Raw genomic sequence first — 22,762 nt, forward strand, 5'->3', positions numbered from 1 at the left:
ATGTACCGCTGCAGCTTCTCACGCTGGAACGCCGTCGACATGGGGCCGCGCCGCGACATCATCGGCGAACTAGCCGAAGCCGTACGCGCCCGCGGCCTCACCTTCGGCCTCTCCTCGCACCGCGCCGAACACTGGTGGTTTTTCAACGGCGGCAGAGCCATCCCCAGCGACGTCCAGGACCCCCAATACGCCGACCTCTACGGTCCCGCGCGGCCCGAAGACGAGCCGCCGGACGCCGCCTTTCTCGCCGACTGGCTGGCCCGGCTCTACGAACTAGTCGAACGCTACCGGCCCGCCCTCATCTACTTCGACTGGTGGATCTCACGGCCCGCCTTCCGCCCCTACCTGGCCCGCTTCGCCGCCTACTACTACAACCGCGCCGCCCACTGGGGGCAAGAAGTCGTCATCACCTACAAAGAAGGTGCCTTTGAAGAAGGCAGCGCTGTCGAAGACATCGAGCGCGGACGCCGGCCCACCATCAGCCCGCGCGTCTGGCAAGCCGATACCAGCCTTGCCCGCAACTCCTGGGGCTACACCATCGCCCAAGACTACAAGCCCTTCGGGGCCATACTGGACGACCTGATCGACACCGTCAGCAAAAACGGCGTCTTCCTGCTCAACATCGGCCCGCGCGCCGACGGCAGCATACCCGAGCCGGAGGCCGACCTCCTGCGGCGCCTGGGGCGCTGGCTAACCATCAACGGCGAAGCCATCTACGACAGCCAGCCCTGGCACCTCCACGGCGAAGGCCCCACCACCAGCGCCGCCGGCCCCTTCAGCGAGAGCCAGCAAACCACCTTTACCGAGCAAGACCTGCGCTTCACCCGGCGCGGGCCAGCTCTCTACGTCCTGCTGCCCGTCTGGCCGCGGCAAGGCCGCATCAGCATCCAGGCCCTGGCCGCCGGCAGCCCCCACTACCCGCAGAGCATCGGCGCCATCCATCTCCTAGGAGGAGACGCCCCCCTCTCCTGGAGGCGCGACGACCAGGGCCTGCATATCGACCTACCCGCCGACCCGCCGGGCGAGCGCGGCGGTGCCCTCAAGATCCTGCCCGCCAGCTAAACTAAGACCCAAGCGGCTCCGCCAGAATGGCCACCTCCAGAGCGGGCAGGATCAACGAGCCGCTCAGCCGGCGGCCCGTCAGCAGCTCCTCAAAAGTGCGCCCCGGCGGCAGAGAGACCGTCGCCGGCTCCCGCCCATGATTGAGCAGGAACAATAAACGCTCACGGGCCGTCTGGCGCAGCGTCGCCTCCACACCCGGAGGCGTCTCCAGCACCGGCGCGATCCCCAGGGCCGCCAGCAGCTCCCCATAGAACGTCTCCAAAAAAGCCGCCTCCGGCTCACAGGCCAGATAGAAAGCCTGGCCCCGTCCCACCCGATGGCGCGTCAAAGCCGGGCGCCCCGCGTAGAAATCCTCGCCATAGCGGCCCAGCACCTCGGCCCCCTCACTGTGGATCAGCGCGCAGACATGACCGCAGACAAAAGCGCGCCCATCGTGCAACACCAGACGATTCGTCCGCCCTGGTGGCAGCGCATCGATCTCCTCGTTCCAGATCCCCAGCACATGGCGCAGCGGCCCCGGATAGCCATCCTCGAAAGCCAGATCGCACTCATCCACCATCCCCGACAGATAGGTCGTCACCAGCGTCCCCCCATCCTGCACAAAGGCCGCCAGGCGCTCGGCCAACCCCTCCTTAAGCAAATAGAGCAGCGGCGCCACCACCAAACGATAGCGCCCCACATCCGAATCAGCAAAGACCAGATCGACCGGCACATTGCGCCGCCAGAACGGCGCATAATGAGCGCGCAGCGTCTCCAGATAACGTTTCTCGCGTACCGGCCCGCTGCAATCCTCCAGCGCCCACCAATTTTCCCAATCGAAGAGCAGCCCCACCTGAGCCGGCGTCACCCCGCCCAACGTACGCGCCCCCAGGCGCTCCAGCTCCTGGCCCAGAGCACGCACCTCTGCAAAGACGCGCGTATCGCTGCGCCCACTGTGCTCAATCACCGCCCCATGCAGCTTCTCAATTCCCCCACGACTGCGCCGCCACTGAAAGAACATCACCGACTCCGCCCCGTGAGCCAGCGCCTGATAGCTCTGCAGACGCAGCACCCCGGGCCGCTTCAACGTATTGTACGGCTGCCAATTCTGACTACTGGGCGACTGCTCCATCAGCAAGAACGGCTGCCCATCGCGCAGACTACGCATCAAATCGTGAGCCAACGCAATATCCAGCGGCTCATCCTCGACAGAAGGATAGCAATCCCAGGCCACCACATCCACCTCCCGCGCCCAGAGGCGATAATCAAGCTCGCGATAGAAGCGCATCAGATTCGTCGTAATCGGCACATCGCGCGAAAACTGTCGGATCGCCTCGCGCTCCAGCTTAAAGCACTCAAGCAGCATCTCATTCTGGAAGCGACGATAATCCAGCGTCAGCCCATGAATCGACCCCTCACCATTCACATAGGGAGGCTCGATCTGCGACCAATCCGTATACGTATGGCTCCAAAAGCGCGTCCACCAGCGGCGATTCAATTCATCGAGGCTACCATAGCGCGACCGCAGCCAGTCGCGAAAAGCCGCCGCACACTGCTCACAATAACAGGCCGGCGCATACTCATTCGAAACATGCCAGGCCACCAGGGCCGGATGAGCATGGTAGCGCTCAGCCAACCTGGCCGCCATCTGAGCGACCAGGCGGCGATAGACCGGAGACGTCGGACAATAATTGACGCGCCAGCCATGATGGCGACGGCGGCCCGTCGCATCGGCGCGCAGCACCTCGGGATAGCGCTGCGACAACCAGGCCGGCTGCGCCGCGCTGGGAGTTGCCAGACAGACCTTACAACCCGCCGCCGCCAGCTTATCCAGCACCTGATCGAGCCAACCGAAGGTAAAGCGCTCCTCCGCCGGCTGCAGGGCCGTCCAGCTAAAGACACCCACCGTCGCCACACGAAAGCGGCACTCCTGCATCAGACGCAGATCCTCATCCCAGACAGCGCGCGGCCACTGCTCAGGATTATAATCGCCACCGTACCAGATAAAAGGAGCACGCGGATTCAACGGAGCAAAGGCCTCCATGCATCGCCTCCTGGACATGATGCCAGACAGGACGAATCTCAGAGAACCACCGTCACCTGTATCCCCCCATCGGGCAGGGGGAACCAGACCGAAGCCGGCGCCTCGGCCAGGGCCGGGGCCTGAGCCGCCGCTCCCTGCCAGCGCGGACAGAGCCGACCATTAAGCAGCACCCGCTCAACAGGCGGCTGCCCGGCCAACGGCACCAGGCGTAGCCCCAGCCGGTGCTTAGCGCCCGCCACCTCGATCGCCAGCGTCGTCCCCTGCAAGCGCGCCGTCACCGTCGTCTCCCCATCCAGATCGCAAAGCGTAAACGACCCGGCCCCCTCCGGCAGCAAATAGGCCTCAAACAGCACCGTCGCAAACGGCTCCTCGCGCACAAACGGCGCCGGCTCCGTTGTAGGAATCAACGCATTAGCGCGCACATAGAGCGGCAATTGCTCGAGCGGCGCACGAACCTGGAGCGTCGTCGGCCCCTGCAGCACGGCCTGACTCCAGAAATCGATCCAGGCCCCGGCGGGCAAATAGACCGGGCGCTCGCCACCGGCGCGATAGAGCGGCGCCACCAACAGCTCAGAGCCAAACATATACTGCAGATCCAGCGTATAAGTCACCGGATCATCGGGGAACTCCAGCACCATCGCCCGCAGCAGCGGCAGGCTTGTCCGGGCCGCGATGCAGGCATACGTATAAATATACGGCAACAAGCGATAACGCAGGCGAGCATAGAAGCGGAAAATCTCCAGCGCCTGCGGGCCGAACTCCCAGGGGAGGCGCGAACTATTGCCGTGAGCGCGCGTCAGCGGCGAAAAGAAACCGAACTGAGCCCAGCGGATATACAGTTCAGGAGAGGGGTGACCAGTAAAGCCCCCGATATCATGGCTCCAGAAAGCATGGCCGCACATCCCGATACTCAGGCCACCGCGCAAAGTCGAAGCCAGCGCCGTAAAAGTCGCATTGGGGTCGCCACTCCACTGCGCGGCATGGCGCTGACCACCAGCATAGCTAGAGCGGCCCCAGACCAGGCCCGCGCGGCCCGTCTCGCGCGCCGTCACCTCAGCCACCGCATCGTTATAGAGCAGAGCATACAAATTATGCAAGCGCTCGCCCGCAATTCCACTATAAGCCACCACATCCGTCGGAATACCCTCCCCGAAATCCGTCTTAAAGACATCCACCCCCAGGCGCAACTGTTCGCGCAACAGCCCCTGGAACCAGGCCACCGCCTCCGGGTGCGTCACATCCAACATCGCCACCGGCGGATGAAAGCCGCCCCACAGATCGGCCACATACGGCTCACCGGCGGCATTCTTCAAAAAATAGCCGCGTGCCGCCCCCTCAGCAAAGCGCTCGCTAGCCGTTCCCAGATAGGGATGAATCCACAAACAGACCTTAAAGCCCTGAGCCTTCAACTGAGCGATCAGGCCCGCCGGATCAGGAAAACGCTCCTCATCCCACTGCACCTCTGACCAGCGCCCAAAGCGCTGCCAATAGCAATCGAGATGCAGCACATCGCAAGGAATATCATACTCGCGGATCAGGCGCGCCCGCTCCAGCACCTGGGCGGCGCTATCGCGCTGGAAGCCCGACGAAATCCAGGTGCCCAAAGCCCACTTAGGAGGCAAGATCGGGAAGCCCACCAGCGAAGCATAGCGCGTAATAATCGTCTTCAGATCCGGCCCGGCGATCACATAATAATCCAGAGCGCTATCGCGGCTAATCAGCGTAAACGTCGCCGTATTGCTGGCGACCATATCGAAATCGACGGCGCAGGGACTATCGACAAAGATCCCATACTTACGCGAACTGACCACGAACGGCACATTCTTATAGGCGCGCTCACTGAAAGCCCCGCCACAATCGCAATTCCAGGTCGTAATCCGCTGCCCGCGCTTATCGAAATCCGTAAACTTCTCGCCCAGCCCAAAGAAATGCTCATCGGGTTCCGCCGTAAACGTATCGTGGAAAGCCACGCGCTGACCATTGACGCGGCTCAGCCCGAAGGGCAGAATCGTCAGCTTCATGCGCACATTTGTCAGCTCACTATAATTCTGAGCCAGCAACGTACGGCCAGAGGCATCCAGAAAGCGCAGGCCGAAGGGGCGCAGAGTCACCTCCAGGCGCAGCGAGGGGGAGAGCAGAGCCAGGCCCGTCGCCTGCTCCTGGACCCGCAGCGGAGCCTCAGCCGGGGGTGGAGGCAGATCACGCGCCAGGCGAATGCGGGTCGGATCAGGCTCCTCCTCCAACACGACGCGCACGATCCCATCGGCCACCAAACTGAGCGTCACCAGGACCGTGCCGCCGCTGAGCGTGCGCCCCTGCAGTCGCACACTGTGCGCAGCGCGCTCCAGCAGCGAGGCCTCCACCACATAATCGGGGCCGCCCTCATCGTCCGGGCCCCGCACCGGCAAGCGTGGCGGCTCAGTCATATACAGGTTGTACGGAAGCAAAGGAACCGGCTCTGCCATGAAGACAACTCCTTCTTCCATGCATAGTGGCTTTGTCCGATAGTGCCGACATCCTGTCCTCAGCCATCCCGACCGTCCTCACCGGCCCTACGGCGCCCGGCCTGGAGCGGACCGCCTTCCATCTAATCCGATCCGAGCCAACCCGAGCCGGGTCGCCGCTGGGCGACAGCGCGAACAGAGCGAGCGCCCGAGCGGGCCGGAGCGACACCCCTTGACAGGGAGGAGGCGAATCGGGTAAGCTTGCACATAGCAACGTCATGGGAGCGATCCCACGAGGTATTGTACACGATACTTCAGCCAAAAGTAAACGTGTAACTGCCCTGAACACGCGCAGGTTGGCTCATGTCGCAATTAACGATTGAAGATATCGCGCGCATTGCCGGAGTATCTCGCTCAACAGTGTCGCGAGTACTCAACGGGCAACCCAACGTCAGGCCGAGCGTCAGGGACCGCGTACAAGAGGTCATCAACAGCTACGGCTACGCGCCGCAGGCGGCGGCGCGCCAGCTTGTCATGCGCAAGACGCGCCTGATCGGGCTGATCCTGCCCGACAACGCCCATCATCTCTTTGGCAACCCCATCTTTGCCGAAATCGCGCGCGGCGTGAGCCAGGTATGCGCCCAGCGGGGCTACACCCCGATGCTCTTCATCGGGCGGCAGGACATGGACGAGGCCACCTTTTTCAGCCTCCTGCGCGGACGGCACTTTGACGGCGTAGTCCTCATCAGCAGCGACCGCCAGGACCGCAGCGCCGCCATGCTGCGAGAGGCCGGCATGCCCTACGTGCGCGTTGGGCATGACCCTGAAGATGACCAGGACCTGCAGTACGTCGACGTCGACAACGTCGCGGCGGCGCGCGTGGCCGTTGAGCATCTCATTGCCCTGGGGCACCGGCGCATCGCCATGCTCAAAGGGCTAGCCAAAGATGTCTGTACCCATGCGCGCCTCGAGGGCTATCGACAGGCGCTGGCTGCTGCCGGCCTCCCCTTCGATGAGGCCCTGGTCGGAGATGGCGACTGGACCCCAGCCAGCGGCTACGCCTGGACGCGGCGCTTTCTCGACCTGCCGGAGCCGCCGACCGCCCTGTTCTCGTCCAATGACATGATGGTCGCTGGTGTCGTACGTGCCGTCCAGGAGCGCGGCCTCAAGGTGCCCGATGATCTGGCAATTGTCGGCTTCGACGATCTGCTCCAGACCACCATGATCTTTCCCGAGCTGACGACCATTCGTCAGCCCTGCGTGGAGATGGGCACACGCGCCGCCGAGCTGCTCCTTGATCAGTTGGAGCACAACCGGCGCGAGCGCGCACAGATCATCCTGCCCACCAGCCTCATCATTCGCGAATCCTGTGGCTACCGCCGTCGGGTCGCCGCCAGTGTCGAGGTCAAAGCCGCAGCGCCAACGGCGGGTGATCTGCAGCAGCCCAGCTAGCTCAAGCGCCAACCGGCCCGCGAGAGAAGCCCGGTCCCGAGCCAGCCAGCCATGCCAGTGCCGGCCTGTTTTCAACGGCGCACAGAGAATACAGAATACAGAATCTCAGGTAAACGGCCAGTGCGGCGCGGCAGCCACCGCCTGAGCGGGGTGAGCAGCAGGCCTCTGGCCACCGGACCAAGGGACGGCCAAAAGAGGGTCTGGAGCCGGGAGAGCGGAGCGGAATAGAACGGAACGCACCATCAGCGGAAAGGAATCGCCGGGAGTCGGCCTATGGGAAGGGCGACCAGGGCAAGGAGAGAGCGGCCCACGCCGGGCCGGCCCACCGGGCAGCTCAGGGAGGAAGGAAGACAGGCATGACCAGCCTGCGACTCGAACACATCGTCAAGGATTACGACGGCCCCGGGGGGCGCCAGCCGGCCCTACGCGACATCTCCCTGGAGGTAGCGGACGGCGAGACCCTGGCCATTGTTGGCCCCTCCGGCTGTGGCAAGAGCACCCTGCTCAAAATCGTGGCCGGCCTCGAATTCCCCACCCACGGGCGCATCTACTATGGCAACATCGACATGACCGACATCAAGCCCCAGGATCGCGGTGTCGGCATGGTCTTTCAAGACTACGCCCTCTACCCCGCCATGAAAAGCAAGGGGAACCTGGCCTACTATTTCGAGCACCACGACTACACCCATGAGCAGATGGAAGAGCGTGTTCGACGCACCGCCGAGCTAATGGGCGTTGACTTCCAGCACCTGCTAGGGCGTTTCCCTGAGACCCTCAGCGGTGGCGAGCAGCAGCGCGTAGCCATTGCCCGCTGCATCGTCCGCGACCCTACCATCTTCCTGATGGACGAACCCATTGTCAACCTTGACGCCAAGCGGCGCGAAAAGACACGCATCGAAATCAAGAAACTCCTACGCACCTTTGGGGTCACCACCCTCTACGTCACTCACGACCAGCAAGAAGCCATCTTCATGGGGGATCGCCTGGCCGTCATGCGGGCGGGGCGCATCGAGCAGGTAGGCAGCTTTGACGACCTCTACTACAGTCCTGCCAACCTCTTTGTGGCCACCTTCATTGGCAGCCCGCCGCTCAACATCCTCCCCGCCGCCGTCAGCGAGGGTCGCCTCCACATGGCCGGTCAGAGCTGGCCACTGCCCCCTGAGCTGGCCGAGCGCCTGCCGCCGGGTCCCCTCCGGCTCGGCGTGCGCGCCGAGCACTGGCTACGCGACCAGCCGGACGGCCTGCCGCTGGAAATCAGCCATAGCGAACGCATTCCCACTGAGCGCATCGCCATCGTCCACGGTCACTGGCTCGGCCAGCGTGTCACCGTCTCTCTGCCCCTGGAGCAGGCTGACAGCAAGAGCGGCCTGGCGCGCCTGCGTCCCGACTGGGAGCAGCTTCTCTACTTTGCCGCCGACGATGAGCGCGTCCTGGCCAGCCCAGGCCCCCCCGAGCTATTCTGAGCCTGAGCGCCCAGGTCACTGCCTGCGCTCAATCAGCAAAGCCCGACCCGCGGCAGCGAGCGACAGAGGCCGCAGAGCAGGCAAAGCAGCCGCCAAGGCGCAAGTGCGCGCCAGGCACCCAAGATCAAGCAGACAATCAGAGCGGAAGGAGAAAAAGAAGGAAAAGGAGCAGCCTATGGGACTGGCCAGCGGAGGCATCGTCATCGAGCACGTAGTCAAACGCTTTGGCGAACGAGCCGTCGTCGACGACCTCACTCTCCATATCCAGCCGGGCGAACTCTTCGTTCTTGTCGGCCCCTCCGGCTGTGGCAAGACCACCACCCTGCGCCTGCTGGCCGGACTGGAGCCGGTCAGCGAGGGGCGCATCTACTTCGGCGAGCGCCTGGTGAACGACATCCGTCCGCGCGACCGCAACGTCGCTATGGTCTTTCAAGACTACGCCATCTTTCCGCACCTGACCGTCTTCGAGAACATCGCCTACGGTCTGCGCGCCCGACATGCGCCCCGAGGCCTCATCAATGAGCGCGTCACCAGCGCCGCCCGTCTCTTTCGCATCGAGCACCTCCTTGGGCGCAAGCCGCGCCAGCTCAGCGGTGGCGAGCGGCAGCGCGTGGCCCTGGCGCGAGCGATGGTACGCGACGCCACCCTCTATCTCTATGATGAGCCGCTGGCCAACCTTGACGCCCAGCTCCGGCACCAGGCGCGCGAAGACATCCTGACCCTACACCGCCAGAAAGGGCAGCCGGCGGTCTACGTCACCCACGACCAGGCTGAAGCGATGGCCCTGGGCGACCGCATTGCCGTCATGCGCGACGGCAAACTACAGCAAGTTGGCAGCGGCCTCGATCTCTACGAGCGGCCCTGCAACCAATTCGTAGCCTTCTTCATCGGCACACCGGGCATCAACCTCTTTGAGGTCGAAGTCCGTCCCGACGAGCGTCCCGAACACGGCGGGCGCCTGCGTCTTGTCCATCCGGCCTTTAGCCTGCCCGTGCCAGCAGAATTTCAGACGCAGGTCGTTCCCTATCTGGGGCAGCGTCTCACCCTAGGTATTCGCCCCGAGCACTTGCAGCCGCCGCGGCGCGCCGACTTTGCCGTCAGCGAAGACAGCACCATCCGCGGTCTCGTCAACGTCATCGAACCGACCGTCAGTGGCTGCACCGTCTACCTGAGCACCCTGGAACCGACGCCGCGCGACTTTGTCGCCACCCTCAAAGCGCGCCTGCCCGGCAGCTACCTCGGGCGCGATATCCCCCTGGCCGTCAACCTGCGCAAGATCCACCTCTTTGACCCGGCGGACGGGCGGGCCTTGCTCCACGGGGCTGCCGCTGCCGTCCCCGTGCCCGCGGCTGCCGTCCCCGTACCCGCTGCGGTCAACGGACGATCAGCCGGGGACGAGACGGATCGCCAAGGCAAAGCAACGGTGCAAGAGCCAGCGAAAGAACAGCAAACGAGCGAAGCCAGCACAGAGAGGGAAGAGCAAGCGTGAGCACACTCGAAGTACAGGATCTTGTCAAGCGCTACGACGGGCGCAGCGTCGTCGACCACGTCAGCTTTCGCATCGAAGACGGCGAATTCTTCGTCCTGCTTGGCCCCTCGGGCAGCGGCAAGACCACCGTCCTGCGCATCATCTGCGGTCTCGAGCGACCTGATCAAGGGAGGGTTCTGCTAGGGGGAGAAGATATCACCCATCTTAGCCCGCGGCAGCGCAATGTCGGCATGGTCTTCCAAGACTATGGTCTCTACCCGAGCATGGACGTCTACGGCAACATTGCCTATGGCCTGGAGAACCGCCGCCTGCCGAAAGACGAAATCCAGCGCCGCGTACTGGAGGCCGCCGAGAAGCTGCAGATCACCCCGCTACTGCGGCGCAGCATCGACACCCTCAGCGGCGGCGAGCAGCAGCGCGTGGCCCTGGCGCGCATCCTGGCCCGCGACGCCAACGTCTTTCTCTACGACGAACCATTAGCCAACCTCGACGCGCGCCTGCGCCATCAAGCGCGGCGCGACGTCCTGGCGGTCCATCGCCTGCGCGGCGTCCCTAGCCTCTACGTCACCCACGACCAGAGCGAAGCCCTGGCCCTAGCCGACCGTCTGGCCATCATGGCTGAGGGCCGGCTGCAGCAGGTCGGCAGCCCCAACGAGCTGCTAGAGCGGCCCGCCAATCTGTTCGTGGCCCGCTTCCTGGGAAACCCCCCCATGAACCTGCTCGAGGGCCAGATCGTCCACGAGGAGGGAGGCTATGCCTGCGCACTCGGCAAGCTGCGTCTCCCCCTCGATGCAGCCTGGCAGCAGGTGCTAAACGCACGCCAGGAGCCGGCCATCATCGTCGGCCTGCGCCCGCGCGAGATTGTGCCGCCCTGGGAGCTGGAGCAGACTGGCACGCCTGATCAGCTCTGCCGCTGCAGCGCTCGCGCCCTGCTGGTCGAGGCGCTCATCGGTGAGATCGAGGTCACCTTAGAGCTGGAGACAGCCCAGGAGCCGGCGCCACGCCTGGTGGCCGTCTGGCCCGAGCCAGAAGAGCTGAGAGACCTGCCCGAGGAAGGAAGCAGGCTGCAGATAGGGATTGATACGCGTCATCTAACGCTTTTCGATCCTCACTCTGAGCGAGCGCTACAAGTTGAGTAGAGTGATGCCATAGAGAGCTTGACAGTTATCCTTTTGTCAGGTACACTAGTACTAGAGTTATGGGAGCGATCCCAACACTGGGACTTGAGTCACAGCGACAATGGCAGGCCAGCCCAGTTGACCGTACACTCGGTTGATCTCATGTACAGCAGCCCTGACAGGTAGGCCCCAGCGAGATCGGCCAGGGAAGCGGGCCGGGCGCTGCGACGACAGGCGAGGCAAGCAACGACGAGGGCTGGAAGGACAAGCGGAGGCAGGCAGCGCGTCTACAATGGAGGCATGAACCAACGAGGAGGCAGCCTACAGGCTTCAGATGCAGAATGAACGGATGGACCCATATCAATACAAAAGCTTCCGAAGAAGGAGAGGACATCATGGCTGACGAAACGCGCATCCTTCTAGAGCCGCTCATCTCGCCTGAGAGGACCCTGACGCGTCGGCAGCTTCTGCGCACTGCGGCGGCGGGGACCGTCGCCCTGGCGGGTGGGGCCTTGCTGGCCTCCTGTGGAGGGAGCAGCTCCAACACCGTCGTCAACGTCACCTTTCTCACCAATGGCTGGCCGGGTGACGCCATGCCCACGGCTGAGCAGCAAAAAGGCAACATCACCCTCAAGGCCTATGCCGACGCTCTGGCTGACTGGCTCAAAAAGAATCCCGGCGTCAAAATCAAGCATACTGACACCAACATCTGGAGCCAGTCCGCGGTCACGCAGGCCATTGCCGCTGGCACCGCTCCCACCTGGTTCGAAGGGAACATTCTTGGCTCCTTTATTAACAACGTGGTGCGCAGCGCCTTCGCGCGTGGTCTGGCGGCGGACGTGACCGATCTGGTGATCAGCACCAGGCTAGAGAGCCAGCTCACTGATATTTATCTGCCCGTCTATCGGAGTTGGAAGGTGAACGGGCGCTACTATGGCACGCCGGGCGGCTATGGCGCCGGCGATGGCATGTATTTCCGCCGCGACCTCATTCAGCAGGCCGGTCTGGTAGAGCCGACGCCGGGCTGGACCTGGAGCGACTTCCGCAAGCTAGCCAAAGCCCTGACCACCCCCAAGATGAAAGGGGCGGCCTTGCAATTCTATGTCTTTGACCAGAGCCTGCAGGCCAACGGTCTCAACTCTGGTCCCACCGGCTACGGCATGCTTGGCCTGGAGCCAACGCCCTCCAATGCCTGGCCCTGGCGCTACAACCTCACGCCCTGGCTCAGCCAGTACGAGCAAGTCATCGAGAACTGGCGTGGCATGTACTTCACTGACAAGTCGATCACCTCCTCGCTCTCGACTGGCGACAGCGACGTGGCCCAGGCCTTTGCCCGTGGTGATGTAGCCATGATGGCCAACAACACCGGCTTCTTCACGCGTCCAGTCACCGATCCGACGAGCGCTATCAACATCGCCGTCAAGGTTGGCAAGCCTTTTGAGGAGGTTGTTGGCTGGATCTCGCACCCCATCGGCTATCTCGGCTCCTTCGGGGCCACGCAGGCCGGTTCGGCTATTGGCTCTATTGATCCTCATTTGCAGCGCAACAAGCCGGCTCTGGCCAAGGCCTTTGATTTCCTGGTGCAGTTTATTATCGGCGAAGAGCTAGTCAAGCAGCGTCAGGAGATCTACAAGGTCACCCATGACCTCAAAGATGTCTTCCTTGAGATCCCGCCGATGTCGAAGCTGCAGATCAACTACGGGATCAAGGGCACGGCTGAAGAGGCCTGGGGCAAGCTGACGATGCAGGCGGTCAACGCTGCTGCAGCCATTCCGCAGTTGCCTGATCCTGGCATCTACTTCCCGGCGGAGCAGAATCCCGGGCCCACGGGCGACGCCTGGAACGATGCCAACTCCGGTCTGGCCTACACGCAGGACAGCATTCCGGCGGTCCTCATGAAGCTGCAGACTGTCCAGAACGCGCAGTTCGCCTCGCTCTCGTCGAGTGTGCCCAAGGATACCTTTATTGCCAGCGCCAAAAAGTTCTTTGCCGATCTAGACGCCTTCTGGGCCAAGTACGCGCCGCTCTACTCGGCGGAGCTGTTCCACCCCTGGTATCTGCAGAAGGTCCTGCCGGCCCTGGGCGGCTGAGGTGCAGTCAGTCAGCAGATGACCCTCCCCGGCCTCCTGCGCAGGGCCAGTGTCGCTGTGCTGGTTGGCAGGGCTGGCGAGCCGGGCCCCGACGGACCCGCCAGCCCTGCCAGTCCTTGCCCGCGTTCATCTCCGGCGGTTTCCTGGCCAGAGGAGAGCAACGAGCTACTGGCATGCTTCTGCCTCGGGCTGTCTGCTGTGACGACGCTGACCAGTGCTGCCTGTACCAGGCGCCTGGCCTCTGGGGAAGGCGCGGTCAGTCGCCAGAGCCGAGCGCGTGGCCCTGACTCAGGTGCTGTGTGCGCGTAGGTGCCCCAACGAGCGAGCGAACGGGCAACTTCCTGGAGATCTCTTCATAAGAAGCTATTGCTGTACGATATGGAAGGAAGCGCGAGAGCAATGTCTGAACCGGTAACCGAGGTAGCGGCGCCTGTGGGCGGAAGCGAGGTGGCCCAGCCGGCCCAGGCCCCGCGCCTGCGCCGGCGCAGTCGGCTAGAGACCTGGCTCTTTCTGCTGCCGGCGGCCCTCTTTCAACTGGTCTGGGGCTGGTATCCGCTGCTGATGGCCTTTCTGATCAGCCTGACCGATGCCCAGCCCATGTTGCCCAGCCACTTCACTGGGCTGGAGAGCTATATCCGCGTCTGGAATGATCCGCTGGTGGGGCAGGCCTTTCGCGTCACCTTTATCTACGGCGCTATGCTGGTGGCTCTGACCTTCGTCTTTCCTTTGCTGATCGCCATCTTTCTGATGGAGCTACCGCCGCGCCTGATGCGCTGGATGATGATCCTCTGGTTTCTGCCCATCAGCGTCATTGCCAACAGCATTCTATGGCGCTACCTCTACAATGAGCAGTATGGTCTGCTCGAATATATTGCCACGGACATTCTGCATTTGCCGCATCAGCCCTTTCTCAATGATCCGCATCAGGTACTGTTCTGGCTAGTCTTCCCATCGGTCGTTGTGGCGGGGCCGGGTGTAGCTGGGCTGGCCTACATGGCGGCCCTGCAGGGGATTCCGCGCTCCTACTTTGAAGCGGCGGAGATCGAGGGGGCTGGCTTCTGGCGCAAGATCTGGACAGTCTCCCTGCCGCGTCTGCGCCCGGTGATCGCGGTGATGCTGGTCTATGGCATCATCCAGGGGCTACAAGACTACACCTGGCCGCAGATCCTGACTGGGGGCCAGCCCGAAGGGGCCAGCCGCACAGTCATGCTCTACCTTTTCTCCTACATCCAGAACCAGCGCTACGCTGACGCCACGGCGCTGTCAATCTATCTGTTCCTGGCAATCTTTACGATCGTGGTGCTCTTCCGCACTTTCTTTAAGGAGGACCCCGATGCCTAGTCTGGTCTGGCCCGCCGCGTCTGGGCTGCGAGCCAGCAGACCAGCAGTAAGCAGGTAGCAGAAGGAGTGTGTTTGTTGTGTCTATGCTCTTTCCGAAGGTCGGCAGAAAGCAGCCGTTGCTGAGGCTGGGCTGGTGGTTGATGGTGATTGTGCTGGCGCTGGGGGTGCTGACTCATCTCTTACCTTTCTACATCATGATTGTGACCTCGATCACACCGGCGCAAGAGACGCTCTCGACGACGCCGGTGCTCTGGCCGCTGCATCCAACGCTGGCGGCCTGGAAGCTGATCTTTCAGTGGGCGGAGAACAGTGGCGCCGGGGCCTTGTTGGCTGGATCAGCCGGTGAACCGTTCTGGGTCTATTTCTGGAACTCCTTCTTTATGACATCTGTGACCTTGCTGATCTCGATCCCGGTGACCTCGATGGCCGCCTATGCCACCAGCAAGCTGCTGCGTGGGCGGCGTGCGCGCTGGACTTTCCTGTTCTTTATCGGCACGCTGATGATCCCGCTGGCGGTGCTCTTGATCCCGCTGCTCTTTCTCACTCTCAATTTCCCGTTTGCGCTGCCAGGTGGCTCCATTCCTACGATACCGGGCACGGACGAGCCGTTCCCGACGCTTTCGCTCTACGATACGCCGTGGGCCATTATTGTGCCTGGTATCTTCAACGCCTACAACTATCTGATTTTCAAGGGCTACTTTGATACGATCCCTGACTCGGTGTTGCAGGCGGCGCGTGTCGATGGTGGCTCGGAATTCAACATCTTCCGGCGCATTGTCTTCCCGATGAGCATTCCGGTTTACTCGGTAGTGGCCTGGATTCAGTTTTATGCCGTCTGGGATAGCTTCCTGTGGCCACAGTTAGTGATCCAGAGCAACGACAAAGCTCCGACAGCGCTGGCGATCTATACGGTCATGAACAATTTCATTAATTCAGGGGTGATGGATCGTGCCACGGCGCTGAGCCAGTCGGCGGCCATGCGTTCGGCGCTGGCGGCGGGCCTGTCGTGGAATGGCCTGATGGTGCTGGCGCTGCTGCAGACCTTTCCGATCTTTGTGATGTTTATTCTCTGCCGCGAGTATCTGCTGCGCGGTGTGCGTATCCAGGGATTGAAATAGTTCTTGCCGGCCAGGCCTGAACGCTCTAGCGGGCTGTCTGGTTGGCGGGCCGGCTTGGTCCTGGGGTCAGCCGGGGAATAGCGAAGACGTCGGCGAGTCTCCGGCTGGCCGGCGTGAATGGGTACCGCGGGGCACGACGGGTATGGGGACACAGGGGGAGCGTCGGGTCGACTGGCATGCTGGTCGGTCTGAGGCGTGGGTCGTCCACCTGGTTACCTGCCCGCCGTGCCGGTCTCTTGCTGTTGGATCGTGCTTTTCTGCTGGAGGGAGAACAGGGACGATGCCGTTTTTTGAAGAGTTTGAGGCTGATGTCCTTTCGCAGGAGACTCTGCGCCGTCCGATCTGGGGAGCGTTCGCTCTGCTGCGCGACCAATTGGAGCGGATAGTAGCGCTCAATGTCGGCTGGGCGCTGCAGTTGATGCCGGCGCTCGTGGCGCTGGCCTGGCCGGTCCTGCCGCTGGGGCTGCGCCTGCTCCTGGTGGCTTACAGCGCTCTGGCGCTGATGCCGGCAACGGCTCTGCTCTTTAGCGGGGTAGCGCGTCTGAATCGTCAGGAGCCGCTTGATCTAGCAATAATGCGCGATGAGCTGCGGCGCCTGGCCCTGCCGAGTCTCTGGACGCTGGCGCCGTTGCCCGGCCTCTGTGGTCTGCTCTGTCTCCTTATCGTGGTAGTGAGTCCGCTTCAATTCCTGCTCTTAGATGTGGTCTTGCGTCTGGCCTTGCTGATATTGCTCTTTAGTGCTGCCTATTGGGGACCGCTCTTTGTGGCGGAGCCACGGCAGGGGGCCTGGTCGCTGCTGCGGTGGGCCTTGCGACTGGCCTGGCGCTATCCATGGGCGACGGCCTGCTCTCTCTTCCTGGCGCTGGTAGTGATGCTTATTGGCTATCTCTCGGTGGCGGGCTTCTTCCTGATGGCCCCAGTGCTGGCGGCGCTCCTGCTCTGGCGGCGCACGCTGGTGCTGTTGGTGCGTCGGGGTGAGTTGAAAGTAGGCGTACCATGACGATGATCAAGCCGCGTGATCCGCGGGATGTCACAACTGGCTATCGACTGGCGGAGGCGCGGCGGCTGGTGGCCGAGTTGCGGCGCGTAGCGCAGCAGCCCTCGCTGATCCTCTTGCCGCGGGCCTTGCGTCTGCTCGTGCGGGGGGTTGACCTGCTGGCTCGGCCTCTGGCTCTCACTTTAGGGCCGGCGCGCACGCTGGTCCTCAATGAGCGCAACCGCAGCGAATGTGAGGTCCTGGCTGATGCCAGCACCATTGCGCGGCGTGTCATTGCTCTGCGGCGGCGCAGCGACAATCTGGGGGCGATGTTGTTACGCAAAATGGCGCTAGAGCTACACGAGCGCTATGGGGATGGGGTAGCGCTGGCGGCGGTCATGGTGCGGGCCTTAGTGCATGAGGCCGCGCGTCTGCTGGCGGCGGGGGCCAGCCCCTCAGCCCTGGCGCGTGGGCTTCAGCGGGCTATCGAAGCGGTTGAAAGGGCATTGGAGCGGCAGGCGCGTCCGCTGACGCGTTGCGAGGAGGTACAGGCCCTGGTTCTGGGGGTGACAGGCGACGGAGAGCTGAGCGAGGTGCTGGCGCGCATGTTCGAGGTGCTGGGACCATGCTCGACCATTGTCACTGAGGAATTGCCCAGGCCGGGTCTTGATCACGAGTATATTCGCGGAGGCAAATGGGACGGCTATATTCCGGCGCGTGCGCTTTTACCAGAGGGCGAGGCCGCTCTTATCCTGCGCCAGCCCGCCATTGTCTTGGCCGATGAGGAGCTGCGCGAGGTTGAGCAGGTCCTACCCATCCTTGAATTGGCCTTAGCCGAGCCATGTCGCCCGCCCTTGCTGCTGATCGCCCGCGCCATCGATGGGCCGGCTCTGACCATGCTGACGGCCAATCATGTGCGTGGCCTGCTGACGCTCGGGCTGCTGGTGCTCTCTAGTGGCGCGACGCTTGTACACGATGATCTGGCCGATATCGCGGCCCTGACAGGTGGGGTGGTGCTCTCGGAGCTAACGGGGACGCTCTGTCGCCATATTCGGCGCGAGCACCTTGGTCATGCTCAGCAGGCTATTTTGACGCCTACAGGAGTGACCATTATTGGTGGCCAGGGGCATCGGCGTGACATTCAGGAGCGCATTGCGGCAGTGCGCGCTCAGTTGCGCGAGGCTCCGCGGGGCAAAAATAGCGAGTGGGAATTTTTACGCCTGCGTCTGGCGCGTCTGACGGGCGGGATTGGCATTCTCAAAATCGGGGCGGTCAGTGAGCACGAGCTGGAGCTGAGGAAGGAGCAGGCTGAGAAGGCTCTGCGCGTGCTGGAGGCGGCCTATGAGGGGGGACTGGTTCCCGGTGGGGGTGTGGCTCTCCTCAACTGCCTGCCGGCGCTGGAGGAGGCGCGTGCCGCCTGCTGTCATGACGACGAACGCTGTGGGGTTGAGCTCCTGCGCGTCGCGCTGCAGGAGCCATTGCTGCAGATTGTGCGCAATTATGGCGGGGTCCATCCGCCGCTAGTGCTGGAGGAGGTGCGGCGTCGGGGGGCCGACTATGGGTTCGATGCGCTGCGCGGTGAGGTGGTCTCGATGTGGGAGCGGGGCATCCTTGATTGCTGTAGTATTGTGCGCGGGGCCTTGCGCGCGGCGGTGAGCCTGGCGACGATGCTGCTGACGACCGATGCGGTCGTCTTTAACGCCTGATAGGGCTGGGCCTTGCCTGGTGCTGAGTGCTGCGCCTGGTGCTGCTGCCTCCTGGTCTGCTTGCCTGCCGTGGAAAGGGGCTTGCGAGCTTGCGCCCCTCTGCGATAATGACAAGAGGCTTGGGGCGGCGCATCCGTGGCCTGGTGCGCTGCTCTAGGCCGATCGTAGGCGAGCAAGCCAACAAGCAAGAGGGAAGAGCAGAAGGAGGTGTCTGCCTTTGAACTGGATGACAGAAGAGACGAGGCGAAGCTCAGACGAAGGCGCAGCAGAGGACAAGGGAAGGCAGGTATGGCGCGAGCTGGTGGCGCCGGCTCTGCCAACGCCGGTCTATGCGCTGGCGCCGGCGCCGGGACGGCTATGGGCCGGTGGCCTGGGAGGCATCGCCTGCTATCGGCCCGCTGCTGACGCTCCAAGCGAGAAGGCCGGCAACTGGGAGGCGGGGCCGGTGCTCTTACCGCCGGCGCCGGTGACGGTGCTCTGGGCCTATGGCAATCTGTTGCTGGCGGGCGGCAACGGGGGTCTGGCTTATTCATTGACCGGGGGGGCCGGCTGGCAGCGCGCTGAAATCGAAGATGGCAGTGTCGGGGTGACGGCGCTGGCGCCCTCACCGGGCTTTGCCAGTGACAATACCTTGCTGGCCGGGACCCTGGCCAATGGGGTGCTGCGTAGTAGCGATGGTGGGCGCACCTGGCGCAATGTCTCCTTTGGCTTGCAGAGTCAGGAGATTACCGATCTGCTCTGGCTGGACAGGCTGACGGTCTTGGCGGCAACCGATGAAGGCGTCTATCGCTCGCGCGACGGTGGCCGTGGCTGGCGGCGCGTCTTGGAAAGCAGCGAGGGAGTGGTGGAAGCGCTGACGCGCTTCCCCAGCGGGGGGGTGCTGGCGGTGCTAGAAAGTGGTGCTCTGCTGCAGGCGAATGCCGAAGGTGAAGGCTGGCAGCCGCTGCCGGCAGTCGATGGTCTGGAAGGGGTGCAGCCGCTCTCGCTCTTTACCAGCGAGGCGGGGACGCTTCTGCTGGGAACCCAGCGTGGTCTGCTACGCTCGACCGATGGGGGCAGCCATTGGCAGACGGTTGATGGACGCCCGGTGCATATCTGCCGTCAAGGGCAGGGCCGACTCTATGCTGGCAGCGATGGGGGGGTATTGGTGAGCGAGGACGATGGTCAGCACTGGCGGGAGCTGCCGCCGCCGCCGCTGCATGATCTCTTGCGCTTGCAGCCGCAGGGTGAGCGCTTATGGCTGCTGGGAACCCATACGGCGCCGCTGCAGGCCAGGCTGAGGCTGGACGGGACGAGCGAGGGGACGGAGTGGCGTCGCCTGGAAGGGTTGACCTTGCCGCTGACGGGCTGGGCTGCCCTCGATGAGGAGGCCCTGCTCCTGGCGGGTCCCGAGGGTCTGCTGCGTCTTTGGCCGGCCAGTGGAGAGCATCAGCTCTTGCTGGCGGAGCCGCTGGAGGGGAATACACTGATCACCTGGGCGGGCGCAGGGCGGGCGCGTCACATCTGGGTGGCCAGCGGCGATGGTCGGCGCCTCTGGCACAGCGCCGACGATGGGGCGAGCTGGCGCCAGTTGACGCCGCCGTTTGGCGTAGCGCTGCTGGCGGCTCTGCAGGCCACTCCTGAGCATCTGGTAGCAGCGACCTACGATCCGCGGCAGTACCATGTCTGCCTCTGGTATTCGGCCGATGACGGCAGTAACTGGATACGCGGTCTGGAGGCCGATACCAATTGGCCGCTGGTAGCTAGTTGCGCTGAGCCGCTGGCGCTGGGCGTCGGCAATATCTTGCTGCTGGCGACGCCCGACGGGAACTGGCGCCGCAGCGCCGTGGGTCATGGCGGTGGAGGTATTCGCCGCGTGGTCTCGTGTCAGTGGGCAGATCGGCGCCTGCTCTTTGTGCTGGCGGGCGGCGGCATCTTCCGATCGGATGATCTGGGCCAGAGCTGGCAGGCTCAGCATGAGGGGCTGCCGTTGGTGCGCATTGCCGATATCGCCTGTACCTCAACCAGGCTTTGGGCCTTGTTAAGCGGAGGGGTGATCTGTCAGCGAAGCCTCTAGGGAAAGGAGGCCTGAGCGAGCGATGACCAGGCACTATGATGTGGTAATTATAGGCGGCGGGCCGGCGGGCAGCACGGTGGCGGCCCTGACCCGCCGCTATGCACCGCAGTTGCGTCTGCTCCTGCTGGAAAGGGCAATTTTCCCTCGCCATCATGTGGGCGAATCGCTGCTGGCGGGAGCTTCGCCGGTCTTAGAGGAGATGGGCGCCTATGAGAAGGTGGCCAATGCCGGCTTTCTGGAGAAGCTGGGGGCAACCTTTATTTGGGGCCGCAACCGCGAGCCGTGGGGGTTCGAGTTCGATGAACTGATCTCGCAGCTCGTGGCCCAGGGCAAGCGCTTGCCACGGCTCTACACGCGGGCCTGGCAGGTACGGCGCGCCGAATACGATGAGCTGCTGCTGCGCCATGCGGCCAGCCTGGGAGTCGAGGTACGCCAGGGGGCGCGCGTGACGCGCGTCCTCTGGGAGCAGGAGCCGGGCTCGGTCTCGGACGGAGATGGTTGGGGGCCGCGCGCCATCGGTGTCGAATTTGTCGATGGGCGTGGCTTGCAGACGGTTCACTGCGATTGGTTGCTCGACTGCAGCGGACAGCAGGCTCTCATTGGGCATGCGCTGAAGCTGCGCGAGTATGATCCCCAAATGAACAACTATGCGCTCTTCGCCTACTGGCAGGGAGCGAAGTGGCTCTATGAGTATACGGGCTATCCGGAGCTGACGCGCATCTGTATCATCACCACGCCGCGCGGCTGGATCTGGTATATCCCTCTGAAGCGCGATGTGATGAGCGTGGGCTTTGTGACCCATCGCCAGACGCTCAAGGAGCTGCCCGAGGGACCAGAGCAGCTCTATCTGGAAGAGCTGCAGGCCTGTGACGAAGTGCGCGATCTCCTCAAGGAGGCTCACCTGACGCGCATTGCCGCCGATCAGCGGCGCGATGTCTGTGCTATTCAAGATTGGTCGTATCGCAGTCGCCGGATCAGCGGGCCCGGGTGGGCGATGGTCGGCGACGCGGCGGGCTTTGTCGACCCGATCCTCTCTTCGGGCGTGATGCTGGCCCATGAGCTGGGGCAGAAGGCGGCCTATACGCTGGTATCGAGCTTTGCAACCAGTAACGCTGAGGAGATTCGCCGCTACTGGGAATTTTATGCTCAAACCTATCGCACCTATTTGCAAGCCTATCGCGACATGGCGGCCTTCTGGTACAGCAATAATTTTTCGCTGGAAAGCTGGTTCTGGCAGGCGCGGCGCATTCTGGCGCGCAGCGGCAGTGAGCTGAACCTCTCTGATCGCCAGGCTTTCACGCGTCTGGCCTCGGGCTATGCGACGCGGGCGGAGTCGCTCAGTCTCTTTGGCAGCTATCCCTTGCATGAAGCGCAGCAGCTTGTCAACGGCCTCTTTGGCGCACCCTATTGCCGCGAAGAGCTGGCCGCTCAGTACGAGGGGCGTCCGCTGCACCTTAAGGATGCCGAGCTGTGCGATGGCCTCTACTACTATCAGGGGGCTGTGCGCCAGACGCGGCGGGTGGTCAACCGGCGGACGCAGCGCTATCTGGACCTGCATCCTGGTGAGGAGGTGCTGCTCTCGCTCTTCGATGGCGCGCATACGCTGGCCCATCTGGAGGAGACAGTGAAGGCTCTGCAGGCTCTGCCCCAGACGCAGCGCTTGCCGCTGCGCTCAGGCCTTGATCTGGTCGTGCAGCTAGAGATGATTGGCGTCCTGGCCTGATGCTGGTGAAATGCTCGACCAGCGCGGAAGAGGGGGCGCTCCTGAGGCTGAGATGCTGCGAGCTGTCGCCTGTTGTTGTGTCGGCTGTTGTCTCGTCGTGCTGCGCTGCCCGGGGCTGGAGACGCGTGGTCATCTCACCCTGTGCTGGCAGTGATCTGATGCTCGCTGGTGATGCCCAGCGACTGCAGGGCCTGGGCGACGAGCGGCAGATCACTGCGGGCGATGGCGCGCCAGCAGTAGCGCCATGTGCTGTTTGGGCTGACTGGCAGCCGCTCGCCAACGGCCTGCAGCAGGCGGTACTCGCGTCGGGGCAGGTGGCTTTCGAGGTGCAGCGTGAGGGTCTCGCTGCCGGCCTGGCCATACCAGCGGGCGATTGTCCGTCTGCCGGCGGCCTGGTCGAGGGCGTAGCAGAGACGGGGAATGTCTATCTCCTCCCAAGGATGGGACTCCTGCAGAAGCCGCCCTTGATCCAGGAGTGCGATGCTATATTGGAAACGTCCAGGCTGCCAGCGGTCTGGTCTGCGCAACAGGTAGCGCCCCGCTGACAGCCTGGTGACGCGTGTCAGAGGCTGCCAGCGCTCTTCCTGGGAACCGGGGGCGTGGGGCAGATAGACTTGCGCTTGAGATGGTGTGCTCTCTCGCGCTCCTTGGTCAACGGGGATAAGCTGGGCTTGCTGAAAGGCGTTCTGCAGCTCGCGCAG

At 63.4% G+C, this 22,762-nt stretch carries 15 protein-coding genes; 12 read left to right on the forward strand and 3 right to left on the reverse strand.

The features are described from left to right. A partial coding sequence (locus IRZ24_RS04565) for an alpha-L-fucosidase (protein ID WP_297160769.1) occupies window positions 1-1,062 on the forward strand: 1,062 nt, incomplete at its 5' end. Between the two features lies 1 nt (window position 1,063). Here the strand turns inward: IRZ24_RS04565 and IRZ24_RS04570 are convergent. Next, window positions 1,064-3,085, reverse strand: coding sequence for a beta-galactosidase (locus IRZ24_RS04570; RefSeq protein ID WP_297160770.1), 2,022 nt, complete (start codon window positions 3,083-3,085; stop codon window positions 1,064-1,066). A gap of 38 nt (window positions 3,086-3,123) precedes the next feature. Then, the gene (gene yicI / locus IRZ24_RS04575) at window positions 3,124-5,550 is read right to left on the reverse strand and encodes an alpha-xylosidase (RefSeq protein WP_297160771.1); all 2,427 of its coding nucleotides are present in this window, start codon (window positions 5,548-5,550) and stop codon (window positions 3,124-3,126) included. 342 nt (window positions 5,551-5,892) lie between these two features. On the opposite strand from yicI, the gene IRZ24_RS04580 reads away from it, so the two are divergent. The 11 genes from IRZ24_RS04580 to IRZ24_RS04630 all read left to right on the forward strand — a co-directional run bounded on the left by IRZ24_RS04580 (window position 5,893) and on the right by IRZ24_RS04630 (window position 22,061). After that, on the forward strand, window positions 5,893-6,981 hold the full coding sequence (locus IRZ24_RS04580; protein WP_297160772.1) for a LacI family DNA-binding transcriptional regulator: 1,089 nt from the start codon (window positions 5,893-5,895) through the stop codon (window positions 6,979-6,981). A gap of 356 nt (window positions 6,982-7,337) precedes the next feature. Then, window positions 7,338-8,444, forward strand: a complete 1,107-nt coding sequence (locus IRZ24_RS04585) for an ABC transporter ATP-binding protein (protein WP_297160773.1) — start codon at window positions 7,338-7,340, stop codon at window positions 8,442-8,444. A 175-nt stretch (window positions 8,445-8,619) separates the two neighbouring features. Then, window positions 8,620-9,933 (forward strand): ABC transporter ATP-binding protein, encoded by a 1,314-nt coding sequence (locus IRZ24_RS04590; protein ID WP_297160774.1) that lies wholly within the window; start codon window positions 8,620-8,622, stop codon window positions 9,931-9,933. Further along, window positions 9,930-11,072: an ABC transporter ATP-binding protein gene (locus tag IRZ24_RS04595; RefSeq protein WP_297160775.1), complete on the forward strand. Its 1,143-nt coding sequence runs from the start codon at window positions 9,930-9,932 to the stop codon at window positions 11,070-11,072. The genes IRZ24_RS04590 and IRZ24_RS04595 overlap by 4 nt, the downstream gene beginning before the upstream one ends. A 374-nt stretch (window positions 11,073-11,446) precedes the next feature. After that, on the forward strand, window positions 11,447-13,141 hold the full coding sequence (locus tag IRZ24_RS04600) for an extracellular solute-binding protein (RefSeq protein WP_297160776.1): 1,695 nt from the start codon (window positions 11,447-11,449) through the stop codon (window positions 13,139-13,141). 399 nt (window positions 13,142-13,540) lie between these two features. After that, on the forward strand, window positions 13,541-14,482 hold the full coding sequence (locus tag IRZ24_RS04605; RefSeq protein ID WP_297160777.1) for a sugar ABC transporter permease: 942 nt from the start codon (window positions 13,541-13,543) through the stop codon (window positions 14,480-14,482). 83 nt (window positions 14,483-14,565) lie between these two features. Then, on the forward strand, window positions 14,566-15,600 hold the full coding sequence (locus tag IRZ24_RS04610; RefSeq protein ID WP_297160782.1) for a carbohydrate ABC transporter permease: 1,035 nt from the start codon (window positions 14,566-14,568) through the stop codon (window positions 15,598-15,600). Window positions 15,601-15,880: 280 nt separating this feature from the next. Continuing rightward, window positions 15,881-16,600 (forward strand): hypothetical protein, encoded by a 720-nt coding sequence (locus IRZ24_RS04615; RefSeq protein WP_297160778.1) that lies wholly within the window; start codon window positions 15,881-15,883, stop codon window positions 16,598-16,600. Beyond that, the gene (locus tag IRZ24_RS04620) at window positions 16,597-18,282 is read left to right on the forward strand and encodes a TCP-1/cpn60 chaperonin family protein (RefSeq protein WP_297160779.1); all 1,686 of its coding nucleotides are present in this window, start codon (window positions 16,597-16,599) and stop codon (window positions 18,280-18,282) included. Before IRZ24_RS04615 ends, IRZ24_RS04620 begins: the two co-directional genes overlap by 4 nt. Window positions 18,283-18,508: 226 nt before the next feature. Continuing rightward, window positions 18,509-20,338, forward strand: a complete 1,830-nt coding sequence (locus IRZ24_RS04625) for a YCF48-related protein (RefSeq protein WP_297160783.1) — start codon at window positions 18,509-18,511, stop codon at window positions 20,336-20,338. Window positions 20,339-20,360: 22 nt separating this feature from the next. Then, entirely contained in the window at window positions 20,361-22,061 is a 1,701-nt protein-coding gene (locus IRZ24_RS04630) for an NAD(P)/FAD-dependent oxidoreductase (protein ID WP_297160780.1), read from the forward strand. A 134-nt stretch (window positions 22,062-22,195) separates the two neighbouring features. Here the strand turns inward: IRZ24_RS04630 and IRZ24_RS04635 are convergent. Continuing rightward, the coding region (locus IRZ24_RS04635) for a hypothetical protein (RefSeq protein ID WP_297160781.1) at window positions 22,196-22,762 on the reverse strand (567 nt) is incomplete at its 5' end.

This window comes from Thermogemmatispora sp., assembly GCF_019683755.1.
Classification (GTDB): Bacteria; Chloroflexota; Ktedonobacteria; order Ktedonobacterales; family Ktedonobacteraceae; genus Thermogemmatispora.